Annotated in this window: 19 protein-coding genes; 15 read left to right on the forward strand and 4 right to left on the reverse strand. The window is 63.3% G+C overall.

Annotated elements, in window-relative coordinates; translation table 11 throughout:
* Positions 1–12: 12 nt before the first annotated feature.
* The 12 genes from AC1RWL_RS04175 to AC1RWL_RS04230 all read left to right on the forward strand — a co-directional run bounded on the left by AC1RWL_RS04175 (position 13) and on the right by AC1RWL_RS04230 (position 10,213).
* Positions 13–921 (forward strand): acetaldehyde dehydrogenase (acetylating), encoded by a 909-nt coding sequence (locus AC1RWL_RS04175; RefSeq protein WP_493093101.1) that lies wholly within the window; start codon positions 13–15, stop codon positions 919–921.
* On the forward strand, positions 918–1,961 hold the full coding sequence (dmpG, locus tag AC1RWL_RS04180; RefSeq protein WP_493093099.1) for a 4-hydroxy-2-oxovalerate aldolase: 1,044 nt from the start codon (positions 918–920) through the stop codon (positions 1,959–1,961). Before AC1RWL_RS04175 ends, dmpG begins: the two co-directional genes overlap by 4 nt.
* A gap of 1 nt (position 1,962) precedes the next feature.
* Positions 1,963–2,712: an SDR family oxidoreductase gene (locus tag AC1RWL_RS04185; RefSeq protein WP_493093098.1), complete on the forward strand. Its 750-nt coding sequence runs from the start codon at positions 1,963–1,965 to the stop codon at positions 2,710–2,712.
* Positions 2,713–2,721: 9 nt separating this feature from the next.
* Positions 2,722–3,798 carry a Gfo/Idh/MocA family protein gene (locus AC1RWL_RS04190; RefSeq protein WP_493093097.1) on the forward strand — a complete coding sequence of 359 codons (1,077 nt, stop codon included), beginning with the start codon at positions 2,722–2,724 and terminating at the stop codon, positions 3,796–3,798.
* The gene (locus tag AC1RWL_RS04195) at positions 3,798–4,706 is read left to right on the forward strand and encodes a sugar phosphate isomerase/epimerase family protein (RefSeq protein ID WP_493093096.1); all 909 of its coding nucleotides are present in this window, start codon (positions 3,798–3,800) and stop codon (positions 4,704–4,706) included. The genes AC1RWL_RS04190 and AC1RWL_RS04195 overlap by 1 nt, the downstream gene beginning before the upstream one ends.
* 50 nt (positions 4,707–4,756) lie before the next feature.
* On the forward strand, positions 4,757–5,965 hold the full coding sequence (locus tag AC1RWL_RS04200) for an ABC transporter substrate-binding protein (protein WP_493093095.1): 1,209 nt from the start codon (positions 4,757–4,759) through the stop codon (positions 5,963–5,965).
* 63 nt (positions 5,966–6,028) lie between these two features.
* Positions 6,029–6,931, forward strand: a complete 903-nt coding sequence (locus AC1RWL_RS04205; RefSeq protein WP_439622599.1) for a carbohydrate ABC transporter permease — start codon at positions 6,029–6,031, stop codon at positions 6,929–6,931.
* 8 nt (positions 6,932–6,939) lie between these two features.
* Positions 6,940–7,752, forward strand: coding sequence for a carbohydrate ABC transporter permease (locus AC1RWL_RS04210; RefSeq protein WP_439622597.1), 813 nt, complete (start codon positions 6,940–6,942; stop codon positions 7,750–7,752).
* Positions 7,749–8,819 carry an ABC transporter ATP-binding protein gene (locus tag AC1RWL_RS04215; RefSeq protein WP_493093094.1) on the forward strand — a complete coding sequence of 357 codons (1,071 nt, stop codon included), beginning with the start codon at positions 7,749–7,751 and terminating at the stop codon, positions 8,817–8,819. Before AC1RWL_RS04210 ends, AC1RWL_RS04215 begins: the two co-directional genes overlap by 4 nt.
* Before the next feature lie 8 nt (positions 8,820–8,827).
* Entirely contained in the window at positions 8,828–9,568 is a 741-nt protein-coding gene (locus AC1RWL_RS04220; protein WP_493093093.1) for an SDR family oxidoreductase, read from the forward strand.
* Between the two features lie 91 nt (positions 9,569–9,659).
* On the forward strand, positions 9,660–9,932 hold the full coding sequence (locus AC1RWL_RS04225; protein ID WP_493093092.1) for a CopG family ribbon-helix-helix protein: 273 nt from the start codon (positions 9,660–9,662) through the stop codon (positions 9,930–9,932).
* Positions 9,920–10,213 (forward strand): type II toxin-antitoxin system RelE/ParE family toxin, encoded by a 294-nt coding sequence (locus AC1RWL_RS04230; RefSeq protein ID WP_493093091.1) that lies wholly within the window; start codon positions 9,920–9,922, stop codon positions 10,211–10,213. The genes AC1RWL_RS04225 and AC1RWL_RS04230 overlap by 13 nt, the downstream gene beginning before the upstream one ends.
* Before the next feature lie 26 nt (positions 10,214–10,239).
* Here the strand turns inward: AC1RWL_RS04230 and AC1RWL_RS04235 are convergent, their stop codons facing one another.
* From AC1RWL_RS04235 to AC1RWL_RS04250, 4 genes are all read right to left on the reverse strand, one after another.
* Complete coding sequence (locus AC1RWL_RS04235; protein WP_435264728.1) at positions 10,240–10,479, reverse strand: BrnA antitoxin family protein; 240 nt, start codon at positions 10,477–10,479, stop codon at positions 10,240–10,242.
* 138 nt (positions 10,480–10,617) lie between these two features.
* Positions 10,618–10,998 (reverse strand): DUF6481 family protein, encoded by a 381-nt coding sequence (locus AC1RWL_RS04240; protein ID WP_256114800.1) that lies wholly within the window; start codon positions 10,996–10,998, stop codon positions 10,618–10,620.
* 34 nt (positions 10,999–11,032) lie between these two features.
* Positions 11,033–11,257, reverse strand: a complete 225-nt coding sequence (locus AC1RWL_RS04245; protein ID WP_256114798.1) for a hypothetical protein — start codon at positions 11,255–11,257, stop codon at positions 11,033–11,035.
* 128 nt (positions 11,258–11,385) lie between these two features.
* Positions 11,386–11,595 (reverse strand): cold-shock protein, encoded by a 210-nt coding sequence (locus AC1RWL_RS04250; RefSeq protein WP_256114797.1) that lies wholly within the window; start codon positions 11,593–11,595, stop codon positions 11,386–11,388.
* A 322-nt stretch (positions 11,596–11,917) separates the two neighbouring features.
* On the opposite strand from AC1RWL_RS04250, the gene AC1RWL_RS04255 reads away from it, so the two are divergent.
* The 3 genes from AC1RWL_RS04255 (at position 11,918) to AC1RWL_RS04265 (ending at position 14,069) form a co-directional block, all read left to right on the forward strand.
* On the forward strand, positions 11,918–12,421 hold the full coding sequence (locus tag AC1RWL_RS04255; protein WP_493093090.1) for a hypothetical protein: 504 nt from the start codon (positions 11,918–11,920) through the stop codon (positions 12,419–12,421).
* Between the two features lie 116 nt (positions 12,422–12,537).
* Positions 12,538–13,035, forward strand: coding sequence for an RNA polymerase sigma factor (locus AC1RWL_RS04260; protein WP_256114794.1), 498 nt, complete (start codon positions 12,538–12,540; stop codon positions 13,033–13,035).
* 83 nt (positions 13,036–13,118) lie between these two features.
* Positions 13,119–14,069, forward strand: a complete 951-nt coding sequence (locus AC1RWL_RS04265; RefSeq protein WP_493093089.1) for a FecR family protein — start codon at positions 13,119–13,121, stop codon at positions 14,067–14,069.
* Positions 14,070–14,071: the final 2 nt, after the last annotated feature.

The following is a 14,071-nucleotide window of genomic DNA, read 5'->3' on the forward strand; positions in this document are numbered from 1 at the left end:
AGGGAGGCTTGAATGCTCAAGGCGGCCATTATCGGATCGGGCAATATCGGCACGGATCTCATGATCAAGTGCTTGCGGAAAAAAGCGGGAGCGATCTCCGTCGTGGCGATGGTCGGCGTCGATCCGGGTTCGGACGGGCTGGCGAGGGCCGCGCGTCTGGGTGTCGCTACCACCCATGAGGGCCTGGAAGGCCTGCGCCGTATGCCGATCTATGCGGATATCGGGATCGTGTTTGATGCAACATCGGCCGGAGCGCACCAGAAGCATGCGGCGATCCTGAGTGAGGACGGGAAACTGGTCATCGACCTGACGCCCGCGGCCGTAGGACCCTATGTCGTGCCGCCGGTCAATCTGGATGAACACCTTGCCGCCGGCAATCTCAACATGGTGACCTGCGGCGGCCAGGCGACGATCCCGATCGTCGCGGCCATTTCGAGCGTGGCGCGGGTGCCTTATGCGGAAATCGTCGCGTCGATTGCGTCGAAGTCGGCTGGCCCGGGAACACGCGCCAATATCGACGAATTCACGGAAACCACGTCTCGCGCGATCGAGACGGTGGGCGGCGCGGAGCGCGGCAAGGCGATCATCGTCCTCAACCCCGCGGAACCGCCCCTGATGATGCGGGATACCGTCTTTGCCCTGGTGGAGACGGAGGATACGGCGGCATTGCGGGCGTCGATCGAGGCGATGGTGGCGGAGGTCCAGACCTATGTTCCGGGCTATCGGCTGAAGCAGGAGATCCAGTTCGAACCGTTTGACGGCGAGGTCAGCGCGAAGCGGACCAAGGTCACCGTCTTCCTCGAAGTGGAGGGGGCGGCGCATTACCTGCCGGCCTATGCCGGCAATCTCGACATCATGACATCGGCGGCTCTTCGCACCGCCGAGCGTATCGCAGAGCGCCGGATGGGAGCCGCGGCATGAGCAAACTCTATATCCAGGACGTGACGCTTCGGGACGGCATGCACGCCGTTCGCCATCGCTACACGCTCGACCAGGCGGCCACGATCGCCCGGGCTCTCGATGCCGCGAAGGTGGATGCCATCGAGGTTGCGCACGGCGACGGCCTTGCCGGCTCCAGCTTCAACTACGGTTTCGGCCTGCACACCGATGCGGAATGGATCGCGGCCGTTGCCGACCAGCTGACGCATGCGGTGCTAACGACGCTGCTGCTGCCGGGCATCGGCACGGTGCACGACCTGCGCGAGGCGAAGGAGCTCGGCGTTCGCTCGGTCCGCGTCGCCACCCATTGCACCGAGGCGGATATCGCGATCCAGCATATCGACTTCGCCCGCAACATCGGCATGGATGTCGCCGGCTTCCTGATGATGTCGCACATGTCCGGGCCGCAGGAACTGCTGGCCCAGGCGCGCATCATGGAGAAGGCGGGGGCGGCCTGTGTCTACATCACGGATTCGGCGGGTGCCCTGACCATGACTGCAACGCGGGAGCGCGTTCGAGCGCTGCGCGAGGGCCTGAAGCCGGAAACGCAAGTCGGTATCCACACCCATCACAATCTGTCGCTCGGCGTTGCCAATGCGATCGTCGCCATCGAGGAAGGCGCCCATCGCGTCGACGCGTCGCTTGCCGGCATGGGCGCCGGTGCCGGAAATGCGCCGCTGGAGGTGCTTGTCGCCGCACTCCACGCCATGGGCATCGAAACGGGCTGCAACCTGTTCGGTCTGATGGATGCGGCGGACGATCTCGTTCGCCCGCTGCAGGACCGCCCGGTCCGTGTGGATCGGGAGTCGCTCTCGCTGGGCTATGCCGGTGTCTATTCGTCCTTCCTGCGCCATGCCGAGCGGGCCGCACCGATCTACGGGGTCGATACGCGCTCGATCCTGGTCGAACTCGGGCGCCGGCGGATGGTTGGCGGGCAGGAGGACATGATCGTGGACGTCGCCATGGACCTTGCGCGCGAAGCCGGCGCAACGCCTGCACCCCAAGCCTCGGGGGGCTTTTGATATGGACGGCAAGGTCGTCGTCATCACGGGGGCAGGGTCGGGAATAGGCCGGCTGGCGGCTCTGGCCTTCGCCGCGCGGGGCGCACGCGTCGTGCTGGTCGGGCGTCGGGAAAGCGCTTTGTCGGACGTTGCCGCGGCAATCGGCAACGACACGCATTGCCTCGTGCATGCTGCCGATCTGCGCAAGCCTGCCGCGGCCACCGAACTGATCGAGGCGGTGGTCGCCCGCTTCGGCCGCATCGATGTTCTCTTCAACAATGCCGGGACCTTCGATGGCTCCGTGCCGATCGACGAGGTCACGCCGGAACAGTGGCAAAGCTCCATCGACATCAACCTGTCCGGTGCCTTCTTCTGTGCACAGGCCGCGTTTCGGGCGATGAAGCGCCAGATGCCCCAGGGCGGGCGCATCATCAACAACGGCTCGGTGTCGTCCCAGGTGCCGCGCCCCAATGCGGTCGCCTATTCGGCATCGAAGAGCGCCATCACAGGCCTGACGCGGGCGATTTCGCTGGAAGGGCGCGCTTTCGGCATCACCTGCGGCCAGGTCGACATCGGCAATGCGAGCACGGACATGACAAGCGGCATGGCGAAGGGAATGATCCAGCCGGACGGCACCGTCCGACCGGAACCGACCATGTCCGCGGCCAATGCCGTCGACGCCGTGCTGTTCATGGCGGGTCTCCCGCCGGAGGCAAACGTCCCGCATCTCACCGTCGTCGCCAGTGCGATGCCGTTCGGCGGCCGGGGCTAGGAGCATATTATGACTGGTAAAACTGTGAACCCACCAACAAAACCCTTCAGTGCGGTGCTCGTCGGCTGCGGGTCGATGGCCCGCAAATGGCTCGGCGCCGTCAACGAAAGCCCCTATGTGAAGGGCCGCGTGGAAATCGTCGGACTTGTGGATATCGACGAAGCGGCGGCGCGCAGTCGTGCGGAACAGTTCCGTTTTCCCGATGCCATGATTGGCACGGACTTGGACAGCGTGCTTGCCGCGACGAAGCCCGACATTCTCTTTGACGTGGTGGTGCCCGCCGCACGCCGGACCGTCGTCGAGACGGGGCTTCGGCACGGTTGCCACGTCCTCAGCGAAAAGCCCATGGCCTCTTCTCTCGAAGAAGCCCGCCACCTCATCGCCGCTGCGGCGCAGGCGCAAAGGGTTCATGCCGTCGTCCAGAACCGCCGGTTCGTTGACGGTGTGCGGCGCATCGAGCGCTTCCTGCGCGAAGGCGGCATCGGCAGGCTGACGGCGCTGCACTGCGACTTTTTCGTCGGCGCGCATTTCGGCGGCTTCCGTGAAGAGATGCAACATGTGCTGCTTCTCGACATGGCGATCCACACGCTGGATGCCGCCCGCTTCATGTCGGGCAAGACGCCGCTTTCGGTCTATTGCGAGGAAAGCAACCCGCCCGGCTCCTGGTACAGGCATGGTGCGGCGGCCAATGCGCTGTTCCGGATGAGCGACGACGTCGTCTTCACCTATCGCGGCAGTTGGGCGGCGGAGGGCGCGAACACGAGCTGGGAGGGCAGCTGGCGCTTCGTCGGCACCAAGGGCACGCTGCTCTGGGACGGCCATGATGGGTTTTCCGCCCATGTCGTCACCGGCGGCACGGGCCAGTTTCGCGATCTCGCACCCGTCGAAATTCCACCGGCGCCGGAAGCACGCCGCACCGAAGGCCATGCCAGCGTGATCGCGGACTTTCTGGAGGCGCTGGAAACCGGCACGGCGCCGGAAACGGCCGCCACCGACAATATCAACAGCCTCGCCATGGTTTTCGCCGCTATCGACAGCGCGAAGGCGGGCACCCGCATGAACATCGAAATCGAGAAAGAAACGTGATGAGCGATCCCGTCAAGAACATCCGCATCGGCACGATGGTCCGCGCCGCCAGTGGCGATGTCGCCAACCGCATCGCCAGCCTTGCCGATTGGGGTTTCGAAAGCTTCCAGCCCTATTTCTGGCAAACGCTCGGCGGCGTCGACCTCGCGGATCTCGGCAAGCGCTGCCGCGACGCCATCGGTGATCGCGACATCACGATCTCCACGCTCGGCATGTTCGGCAACTTCCTTGAAACGGGGCCGGACGACCTTGAGAGCATCGAAAGCCTCAAGCGCTGCATCGACAATGCGCATCATTTCGGTGCCGATTGCATCGGAACCTTTACCGGCCGCATCCGCAATCGCCCGATCCCCGAAAGCCTGCCGCGCTACAGGGAAGTCTGGAGCGAGCTTGCAAAATACGCGGCAGACCGCGGCATTCGGATCGCCTTTGAAAATTGCGCGATGGACGGCAACTGGACGACCGGCGACTGGAACATCGCCCACACGCCGGATGCCTGGGAGATGATGTTCAACGAAACGCCGGATGACAATCTGGGGCTCGAATGGGAGCCCTGCCACCAGATGGTCTATCTCATCGACCCCCTGCCGCAGATCCGCAAATGGGCGCCGAAGATTTTCCATGTGCACGGCAAGGACGCGACCATCCGCTGGGATGTGATCCGCGAACACGGGATCTTCGGCAAGGAGAAGTTCGTCTTCATGCGCACGCCGGGCTTCGGCGATTGCAACTGGACGGACATCATCTCGGAACTGCGCCTGGCCGGGTGGACCGGCACCATCGACATCGAGGGTCGACATGACCCCGTCTACCGCGACGCGCTGGAAATGACCGGTCAGGCGCGGGCTCTCGAATATCTCAAGGAATGCCGGGGCGGCTTGTATCGAGCCGATCCCGTCTGGACGTGAACCGCCCGGAGGAGGGCGACCACCAATCAAAATCAAGAGGAGGACTGGAAATGAACTATCTCAGCAGAATGGCCGCCGGAATGGCGATGTTTGCCCTGCCCACCCTAGCCATTGCGCAGGAGGCGGTGGAACTCAATCTCTGGACGATCGACGATCCCGGTGAGTACCACTACGTCATGGCCGACGAATACATGAAGCTGCATCCGGAGGTGAAGATCAATCTTCGCACCGTTCAGTTCGAGGACATGGTCAACGACCTGGCAAGGGCGGTGGCGACCAATTCCGGCCCGGACATCACTCATATCGACAACCCCGAGGTTGCCCTGTTCGCCTCGCGTGACCTGTTGCTCGATCTCAATCCGCTTATCGAAAAGTCAAAGGTCATCAAGGTCGACGACATCTATCCCGGTCCGCGCGCGTCGGTCACCTATGAAGGCGGGATCTACGGCATCCCACGCGGCGCGAGCACGCTGGCGCTCTACTACAATGCTGACATGTTCCGCGCCGCCGGGCTCGATCCGGACAAGCCGCCGCAGACCTGGGACGAGCTCTACAAGGCCGCGACGGCGCTGACGCACGCTGAAAACAATGTCTACGGCATTGCATTCTCCGCCGTGGCGACCGAATCCGGCACCTTCCAGTTCCTGCCCTGGGTGCAGATGACGGGAAGCGACTTCAACAACGTCAACACCGAGGGTGCGAAGAAAGCGCTGGAATTCTGGAAGCGCCTGCTGGATGAAAAACTGGCGTCGCCGGATACGCTGGTGCGAAGCCAGTCTGATTCCATGTCGACCTTCATCGCCGGCAGCGCGGCGATGGCGATCTCGGGCAACTGGGAGGTTCCCCGTCTCGTCAAGCAGGCGAAGTTCGACTACCGGGTGACGTTCCTCCCGGTTCCGGAGGCCGGCGCCACGCGTGCATCGGCGCTCGGAGAAGGCGACACGGTCATCCTGAAGAGCACCAAGCATCCCGAAGCCGCGTTCGCCTTCGTCGAATATCTCTATTCGCAGATGCCGCGTTCGTGGAACGAGTTCGGGCTGCTGCCGGCCTCGAAGGTGGAGGTTGCCAACCCGAATGCGCCGGTCATGTATGCGGTGTTCGAGGAAAGCATGAAATATGCGCGCAACCGCGGGCCGCATGCGGAATGGCGCCGGATTTCGCAGGCCATCCAGCGGGCGATCCAGACCACCTTGACGGGACAGCAGGATGCCGCATCGGCTCTTGCCGAGGCGCAGTCGACGATCGACGGTGTTCTCTAAGATATAGCTCGGCGGCGCACTGCTGGTGCGCCGCCGAGCCCTACGAATTACGGGAGGATATTCATGACCCGTCTCTTCAATTCGATGCGCGACGGCATCGGCATGCACATCGTGCTGATTTGGGCGGGAATGGCCTATCTGCTGATCTTTTCGGCTTTCCCGCTTTTCTACAACATCATCATGTCGTTCCAGACGGTCGACATCTTCTCGATCGCCAGCTTCGACCGGCCCTTCGTCGGCCTGCAGAACTACACGGCGATCTTCGCAAACCCGTCCTTCTGGCCGATCCTGAAGAACACGGCCTTCTTCGTCGGCATCTCGGTGCTGATGCAGATCGTGCTCGGCTTCGGGCTGGCATTGCTGTTTGCCCAGGATTTCCCGGGCTCCAGCTATATGCGCGGGCTGTTTCTCGCCGGCTGGATCATGCCGGGCCTTGTCACGGGCGCCATCTGGAACTGGATTCTCGCGGGCGATTTCGGCGTGCTCAACTATGTGCTGCGGTCGCTCGGCGTCATCAGCGGAAACATCTTCTGGCTCTCCGATCCCGCCTATTCCCTGTATTCGATCATCATCGCCAATATCTGGGTCGGCATCCCGTTCAACATGATCCTGCTGTCCGTGGGCCTCGCCTCGATACCGCACGACATATACGAGGCGGCCGAACTCGACGGGGCAGGCGCCTTCCGGCGGTTCCTGACGATCACGCTGCCCCTGATGCGCACGCATCTCGCCGCCGTCGTCTCGCTCGGTGTGATTTTCACGATGCAGCAGTTCGATCTCTTCGCCGCGCTGACGCAGGGCGGGCCGTCGAACTCGTCCAACGTCATGCAATACTGGTCCTGGCAGTTCTCCTTCCAGACCTACGACATATCGAGCGGCAGTGCCATTTCGGTGCTCCTCATCGTGCTCGTCGTCGCAGTCGCGGCCACCTACACGCTGTCGACGCGGTCGGAACAGATCAACTAGAGGCGACCATGAAAAAATATGCACTCTGTGCCGCCGGCATCGTCCTGGTCGCCATCTATCTCTTCCCGCTCTACTGGATGTTCATCACGGCGCTGAAGGACAGTGCCGAGATCTTCGCCTATCCCCCGACATTCTTTCCGCACGAGCCGAATGTCCGGTTTGCCCAGGTCTGGGTGGACCTCCAGATGGGGCGGTTCCTGATAAACTCCCTGATCATCGCCGCCGGAAGCACCGCGATCGTCGTGCTGCTGGGAACGGGCTGCGCCTATGCGCTCGCCCGGGTTCGCGGGCTTGCGATCGATGCGGCGCTCTTCTCGATCCTCATGATGCAGGTGCTTCCGTCCTCGCTCATGGCGACGCCGATCTTCGTGGCGTTCAGCCAGACCGGGCTCATGGAGACGCCGCGGCTTGCCGTGATCCTCGCGCAGGCGGCCAAGTCGCTGCCGTTCTACATCGTTCTTTGCCGGGCGACCTTCGTGCAACTGCCGAAGGACCTGGAGGAGGCGGCCCTTCTCGACGGCCACTCTCGTCTCGGCGCCTTCGTCAACATCATGCTGCCGCTGGCACGCAACGGCATCCTCGTCACCTCGGTCCTCGTCTTCCTGCAGTCGTTCGGCGAATATGTCTACGCGCGGTCGCTGATCTCGCAGCGCGAGTTCCAGCCCGCGACCGTCGGCCTGCAATCCTTCATGGGACCGAACATGAACGACTGGCCCGGCATCATGGCCTATGCCGTCATCTACATAGCCCCCATTCTCGCCCTCTTCGTGCTGCTTCAGCGCCGGATCGTCAGCGGACTGACGGAAGGAGCCATCAAATGAACTTGCAGATCCAGCTTACCAACGTGAACAAGCATTACGGCGCTTATCATGCGCTGAGGGATATCAATCTCGATATTCCCCAGGGGACGTTCGTCGCCCTGGTCGGCCCGTCCGGCTGCGGCAAGTCCACGCTGCTGCGATCGCTTGCGGGGCTCGAGACGATTACCGGCGGCACGCTGAAGATAAAGGGGGAGACGGTGAACCAGGTGCCGCCGCGTCTGCGCGACATCGCCATGGTCTTCCAGAGCTACGCGCTCTATCCGCATATGTCGGTGTTGAAAAACCTGACCTATTCGCTGCGCCTGAAGGGCGTCTCCAAGGCCGAGGCGCAAAAGCGGGCGGAGGATGTGGCGGCCACGGTCGGCCTTACCGCGCTGCTGCACCGCTATCCGCGCGAACTGTCCGGCGGCCAGCGCCAGCGCGTCGCCATGGGGCGGGCGATCATTCGCAACCCCAAGGCCTTCCTGTTCGACGAACCGCTTTCGAACCTCGATGCGGCGCTGCGCGTGCGCATGCGCAAGGAAGTCCGGGCGCTGCACGACCGGCTGGGCGCGACCTCCGTCTACGTCACCCACGACCAGGTCGAGGCGATGACCATGGCCGATATCGTCGTGGTCATGCGGGATGGCGTCATCGAACAACAGGGATCGCCACTCGACCTTTATGACAGGCCGTGCAACCGTTTCGTCGCCGGCTTCATCGGATCGCCCGCGATGAACTTCATCGAGGCAACGGTGAACGACGACGGCCGATCGGTCCGGCTCGACCTTCCCTCGAACCCCGCCCTTTCCATCAACAGTGCGCTGGAGCCCGGCCGACGCGTCGTGATCGGCGTGCGCCCGGAGCATTGGACGATTTGCCCGCCGGGCGAGGGACAGGTGCGCCTGCCGGTCGGGTCGATCGAGGTGCCGGGATCGACAACGCTTCTGACGTCTGCGACCAATCCGGAAATTTCCGTCATCGTAAACGGCCGGTTGGCGGCAACCGGCGGAGACATCCTCGACCTTTCCGTCGAGCCGCAGAAGCTGCATGTCTTCGACGCGGAAACCGAGCGGTCGCTGCTGTGATGTCTCCCATGCCCGAAACCGCGCTGGTGACCGGCGCCTCCCGCGGCCTGGGTGCGGCAATTGCCAGGGCGATGGCCAGGGAGGGCTGGGCCGTCGCGGTCAACTATTCGAGCGACGATAGCGGGGCGACGGTCGTCGTCAACGATATCGTGGAGCACGGCGGCCGCGCGGAAAAATTCCGGTTTGACATCTGTGACGCCGATGCGCGCGCCGCCGGCGTCGAGGCTATCGCGGCGACGCTTGGCCCGATCGCCGTGCTGATCAACAATGCGACCGGCCCGCAACCGGAGCTTTCCTTCGAGGAGCAGGATTGGTCGCACTACGCCCAACAGCTCGATTTCGCCCTCAAGGCGCCCTTCGAGCTGCTAAAACTCCTGTTGCCCGGATGGCGCGCGCGGGGGCGGGGCGCCGTCGTCAATATCGGCTCCGAGGTCGTCGACCTCGGCAATGCCAAGGCAGGGCACTACGTCGCCGCCAAGGGCGCGCTTCTCGCCGCGACACGCTCCTGGGCGCGGGAACTGGCGGACCAGAACATCACCGTCAACATGGTGTCTCCCGGTTGGATCCCCGTCGAGCGCCACGCCGGGATGACACCGGAACGAAAGCAGCGTTATCTCGACCAGGTCCCGATGAAGCGTTTTGGTTCGCCGGAAGACATTGCCCACGCGGTGGCGTTCCTCGCTTCGGATCGCGCGCGTTTCATCACCGGCCAGCGCCTGACCGTAAACGGCGGCCGCACCTTCTCGTAAACGCCTCTCTGAGTCCGGAGCACGAGTCGACAGGAGGGGAGCGAGGGGCTATAGTATCACGAGGTATTACTCTGTGATAAGAGGTGCAGCCATGGCGACATCCCTGAAGATCGACGATGGATTGAAAAGCCGCGTGCAGCAGCTTGCCAGCCAGCGCCGTCGTTCGCCGCACTGGATCATGCTGGAGGCGATCCAGCAATATGTCGAGCGCGAGGAAGCACGCGAGAGCTTCAAGCAAGAGGCTTTGTCGTCCTGGGCGGCCTATCAGGAAACCGGCCGGCACCTGAGCGGTGCGGAGGCCCGCACCTGGCTGAACACCTGGGGCACTGAGAACGAAAAGGCCGTGCCCGAGTGCCACGACTGATCGTTACGGAAGGGGCCGCGCAGGGCCTTGAGCGCTGCCGCCAGTTCCTGGCCGCAAAGGCGCCGGAAGCGACGCGGCGCGCCGGCCAGGCCATCGAGCGGCAATTCCTGCTGTTGGAAGCAAAGCCGGATATCGGCCGCCCGTTCCCCGATCTGCCGGAACTGCGCGAACTGGTGATCGCCTTCGGCGATTCCGGCTATGTCGCGCTCTATCGCCACGAACCGGCCGACGATGCGGTCTACGTGCTGGCCTTCCGGCACCAGAAAGAGGCCGGGTATTGAATGACGGGTGGTGACCGGCCTCGGATTTAGCTGCCGGTCGCCTGCTTCATGGCGGCGCGCAGGGTATCGTTCATGCGATCCTGCCAGCCGGGTCCGTCCGCCTGAAAATGCGCCAGCACATCGGCGTCGATCTTCAGCGAAACGAGTTCCTTGGTGTTGGGAATGGCAGGCCGTTCGACCGCAGGTGCTGCGACTTTCTTGATCGGCTTGAACAGTGCCTCTGCGGCGTCTTTCGGATTGACGTGTCTGCGCGGCGTGGTTGCCATGATTGATTCCTTTTCTGGGCCGATTGGGTTGTGCCATCCTTACCGGGAGGATGTCGAGCGGTGCTCGCCTTACACTTGCTCGGCAAGGCGATTTAGCACGTCCATTCGTCCTTGGTGCGCAGGAAGGCGCACCAGGATTTATCCGCGTCTGGCTTTGCGGGCGGCATAACGCAGGTCGCGTTCGGCCTTGCGTGCCGCTTCGTCTTCGATGACGCGGGCGACCCGGGCCTTTTCGGCGATTTCACGCGCTTCCGTCTCGGCTCTCGCCTCAGCCTGGGCAGCGGCTTCGCGCTCGGCGGCTTCGCTCGCGATGCGGGCCTGTTCTTCCTGCTTGATGCGGTCGCGCTCAAGGCGGCGCTCTTCGCGGGCTGCGGAGATGGCAGCGCGTTCCGCCTGGCGTGCGGCCTGGGCGGGTTCGGATGCGGCGCGGGCGGCCCGGAAGGCCTCCAGTTGAGCGGCTTTCGCCTCTGCGGCCGCACTGCGGCGGTCGGTAAGCTGGTTGTCTCTGGCGTTTTTCAAATTCGTGTCCTGACTGTGAGGGTTGCCGAAAGGGTCATTTCGCGGCCGCGCGCTTGGCGAGAAGGGCGGACGTCGCCGAGACGCGGTCCTTCAATTCCTTGGCAAGGCGGGCTTCGCGAAGCCGCAAGGTCTTAGCCTCGCGTGACTGGGTGATGGAGGCAAGCTCTTCGGCTGCCTCGGCTTTGGCGAAGAACGGCGTCTGGAGATTGCTGAAGGCAGCCTCCGCCTTCTGGCGCGATGGGCTGAATTTTTCGGTCATGAGATGTCCGATCCTGGGCTCGTGAACGAGCGGAAATTAAAAAGGCCAGGCAAATCGCCTGGCCTCGCATGGTTACCGTGCTTCCGGCAGTGCCAGTACATCCGTGGTCAAAGGGAAGCACAAACCGCTTAGGCAGCCTGGAGATTGCAGGCCGACATCTTGCCGGACTTCTTGTCGCGCTCCAGGTCGAAGGCAACCTTCTGGCCTTCGACGAGTTCGCGCATGCCTGCACGCTCGACGGCGGAGATGTGAACGAATGCGTCCGCATCGCCATTGTCAGGCTGAATGAAGCCGAAGCCCTTGGTGGAATTGAACCATTTAACTGTGCCAGTGGTCATGATGAACCCTTTCATAGCAACATTGAGAGACCGCTGCGCCAGGGCGCCGCGGATGATGATAGCGATTTTGAAAGGAAGTTCGTTCAGGGCGCGGCGTTAGGCGCGCGATAACCAAAGCTCAGCAAGCAAATTCGATGCGCCCTTGTATCCTGCCTGCGCCGCCGCGTCAACCATTCGTTCCTCGAATGTTTCACTTCGTCGAAAGGTTGTGATTGCCCGGCATTGATCGGCGGCGGCTTCGGCACGGAAAGCAGTGTCGCCCCCGGCCGGCGCATGCTAGGGCAGGCCGCACTTTTGAACGAGACAGCACGGGTGAGGCGCCATGACCGTCGCATTATACGCAGACTACATTGCCGAGTTGAAAAGCCTCTTCGCGGAGCTGGATCGATATCCTGAACGATTTCAGACCTATACCGCCCGTTTTGAATTGGCCGCGGCAGGCAATCTCGTCGTCTACGAGACGCGACGGCGGAAAGGCCAGACGGACAGCCTGTACTACGGCCGCTCCGGCACAACCGGAGCCAACCAGCAGATTTCCCAGGCCACGGCCTTTGCCGCGATCGACCGGTTTTTCGCCCTCGGCGAGTTCGTCGCCCTGACCGGTGAAGCGGGCGCTCGCGTGGAAGCGGACACGCAATATCCCCACTGCGCCGTCAATTTCTCCTATCGCAAGAAGGGTCAACCGGTCACGCGCTCGACGCTGATGGTGTTCGTCGCCTTCAACGATGAAGCGGATGCGCTGCACTATGTCTCGCAGGCCGGTGATTCCTCGGCTTTCGTGGTCGAGCGGCCGTGGCGCGCCGAAAAATCCTACGAGTGGAAGTGAAAGGCTGACGTTCCAGCGGTTTTGCGCGCGATATGGAGTTGAAAGATGATGTTGATCGTCTTAAACATGAGTATCGAACGCAAGTTAAGACGCTTGCCGCTGGGGGCCAGCCTTGAATGGCATGGGATATTCATAATCTTTTCAAGCGCCATGCGCAGGAATTGAAACGGTCGCTGCGCCGTCGGGGGCTGTCGGAAGACAACGCGGCCGACCTGACGCAGGATACGTTCCTGCGGGCGATGACGGCGTCTCCGCGCGGCGTCGACGACAATCCGCGGGCCTACCTGTTCCAGGTGTCGCGCAATCTGGCGACGGATTTCGAGCGGCGGGCGCGCTCGGCCCCGTTCCTTTCGATCGGGGAGGATATTGTGGAGGCGGTGGCCGATCCGCGGCCCTCTGCCGAACGGGCGCTCTATGACAAGCAGCGGCTGCTAGCCTCGGCAAGGGCGCTTGCCGAACTTCCGGAGCGCACGCGCAAGGCATTCGAGCTACACCGGCTCGATGGGCTGTCGATTGCCGAAATCGGCCCGCTGGTCGGCCTTTCCACCACGCAGACCTGGTCGCTGATCCGCGATGCCTACCGGCATGTGCGCGACCGGCTCAAGGAAATCTGAGCGCTTCCAGCGAAATTGACAGCGGTTGCTGCGTTACACCATTCAGGGTAGCGCTACCGCGACGCCATATCCATGGGACCACCATGACCGGACCAGCGACAGACAGGGACAGGTTGTTCGACGAAGCCGTCGATCACATGATCCGGCTGCAGAACGAACCGAACAACCCCGTGGCCATCGAGCTGGCGCAGGGTTGGCGGCTGCGCAGCCCCGAGCATGAACTGGCTTGGCAGGAGGCCGGCGAGATCTTCGGCATGACCGGTAAGGTGCTCGACGGCCAGCGCAAGGCGGAGCAGGGGCCGGCACGGCTGTCGCGCCGGAAACTCATCGTCGGCGGGCTGGTTGTCGCGACGGCGGCCGCGACCGGCGGACCCGAACTCATCGTGCAGGCGAAGGCCGACTACCTGACGAGCACGGCGGAAATCCGCCGCGTCGTGCTTTCGGATGGCAGTGCGGTGACGCTCGGCCCGGAAAGCGCCATGGCCTTCCATGTCTCCGACAGGGTGCGCCGTGCGGACCTTTTGCGCGGCATGGGCTATTTCGAGATTGCCGAGGATGCGGCGCGGTCCTTCGAGGTCGGATCGGGGCCTGTGCTTTCTACAGGTGCAGGGCCGTCCTTCGATATCAGCATCGACGACGATTTCGTCAATGTCGGCGTGGACCAGGGCCGCATGGACGTGCGATTTGCGGGCGTCGAGAATGGTGAGGTCGTCGAGCTTCTCGATGGCGAATGGGCACGGCTCGGCGGCGAGGGCCGTGCGATCGTGCGGGGTGCGCGCGACAAGGCGCAGATCGCCGCCTGGCGCCAGGGCCTGATGTTTGCCGACAACGAACCGATCGGCGCCGTCGTCGCCAAGATTGCCCGCTGGCAGCCGGGGCGCACCATCCTCGCCAATCCGGCGCTCGGTCGGGCAAACATCAGCGGGGCCTTCGACCTCAGCAATCCGATCGCCGCACTGCGCGCGGTCGTGCATCCCTATGGCGGCAAGGTCCGCCAGATTTCCCCCTATCTGACGATCATTTCCTCGGTCTGAAG

The organism is Shinella sp. GW821-FHT10F02 (assembly GCF_058809275.1).

Bases quoted from the DNA above. Each gene is read 5' to 3' on its own strand.
- AC1RWL_RS04220 (WP_493093093.1), top strand. From the start codon at position 8,828: ATGCCCGAAACCGCGCTGGTGACCGGCGCCTCCCGCGGCCTGGGTGCG.
- AC1RWL_RS04190 (WP_493093097.1), top strand. From the start codon at position 2,722: ATGACTGGTAAAACTGTGAACCCACCAACAAAACCCTTCAGTGCGGTG.
- AC1RWL_RS04235 (WP_435264728.1), bottom strand. From the start codon at position 10,479: ATGGCAACCACGCCGCGCAGACACGTCAATCCGAAAGACGCCGCAGAG.
- AC1RWL_RS04255 (WP_493093090.1), top strand. From the start codon at position 11,918: ATGACCGTCGCATTATACGCAGACTACATTGCCGAGTTGAAAAGCCTC.
- AC1RWL_RS04205 (WP_439622599.1), top strand. From the start codon at position 6,029: ATGACCCGTCTCTTCAATTCGATGCGCGACGGCATCGGCATGCACATC.
- AC1RWL_RS04265 (WP_493093089.1), top strand. From the start codon at position 13,119: ATGACCGGACCAGCGACAGACAGGGACAGGTTGTTCGACGAAGCCGTC.
- AC1RWL_RS04250 (WP_256114797.1), bottom strand. From the start codon at position 11,595: ATGACCACTGGCACAGTTAAATGGTTCAATTCCACCAAGGGCTTCGGC.
- AC1RWL_RS04200 (WP_493093095.1), top strand. From the start codon at position 4,757: ATGAACTATCTCAGCAGAATGGCCGCCGGAATGGCGATGTTTGCCCTG.
- AC1RWL_RS04195 (WP_493093096.1), top strand. From the start codon at position 3,798: ATGAGCGATCCCGTCAAGAACATCCGCATCGGCACGATGGTCCGCGCC.
- AC1RWL_RS04185 (WP_493093098.1), top strand. From the start codon at position 1,963: ATGGACGGCAAGGTCGTCGTCATCACGGGGGCAGGGTCGGGAATAGGC.
- AC1RWL_RS04215 (WP_493093094.1), top strand. From the start codon at position 7,749: ATGAACTTGCAGATCCAGCTTACCAACGTGAACAAGCATTACGGCGCT.
- AC1RWL_RS04260 (WP_256114794.1), top strand. From the start codon at position 12,538: ATGGCATGGGATATTCATAATCTTTTCAAGCGCCATGCGCAGGAATTG.
- AC1RWL_RS04175 (WP_493093101.1), top strand. From the start codon at position 13: ATGCTCAAGGCGGCCATTATCGGATCGGGCAATATCGGCACGGATCTC.
- AC1RWL_RS04225 (WP_493093092.1), top strand. From the start codon at position 9,660: ATGGCGACATCCCTGAAGATCGACGATGGATTGAAAAGCCGCGTGCAG.
- AC1RWL_RS04245 (WP_256114798.1), bottom strand. From the start codon at position 11,257: ATGACCGAAAAATTCAGCCCATCGCGCCAGAAGGCGGAGGCTGCCTTC.
- AC1RWL_RS04210 (WP_439622597.1), top strand. From the start codon at position 6,940: ATGAAAAAATATGCACTCTGTGCCGCCGGCATCGTCCTGGTCGCCATC.
- dmpG (WP_493093099.1), top strand. From the start codon at position 918: ATGAGCAAACTCTATATCCAGGACGTGACGCTTCGGGACGGCATGCAC.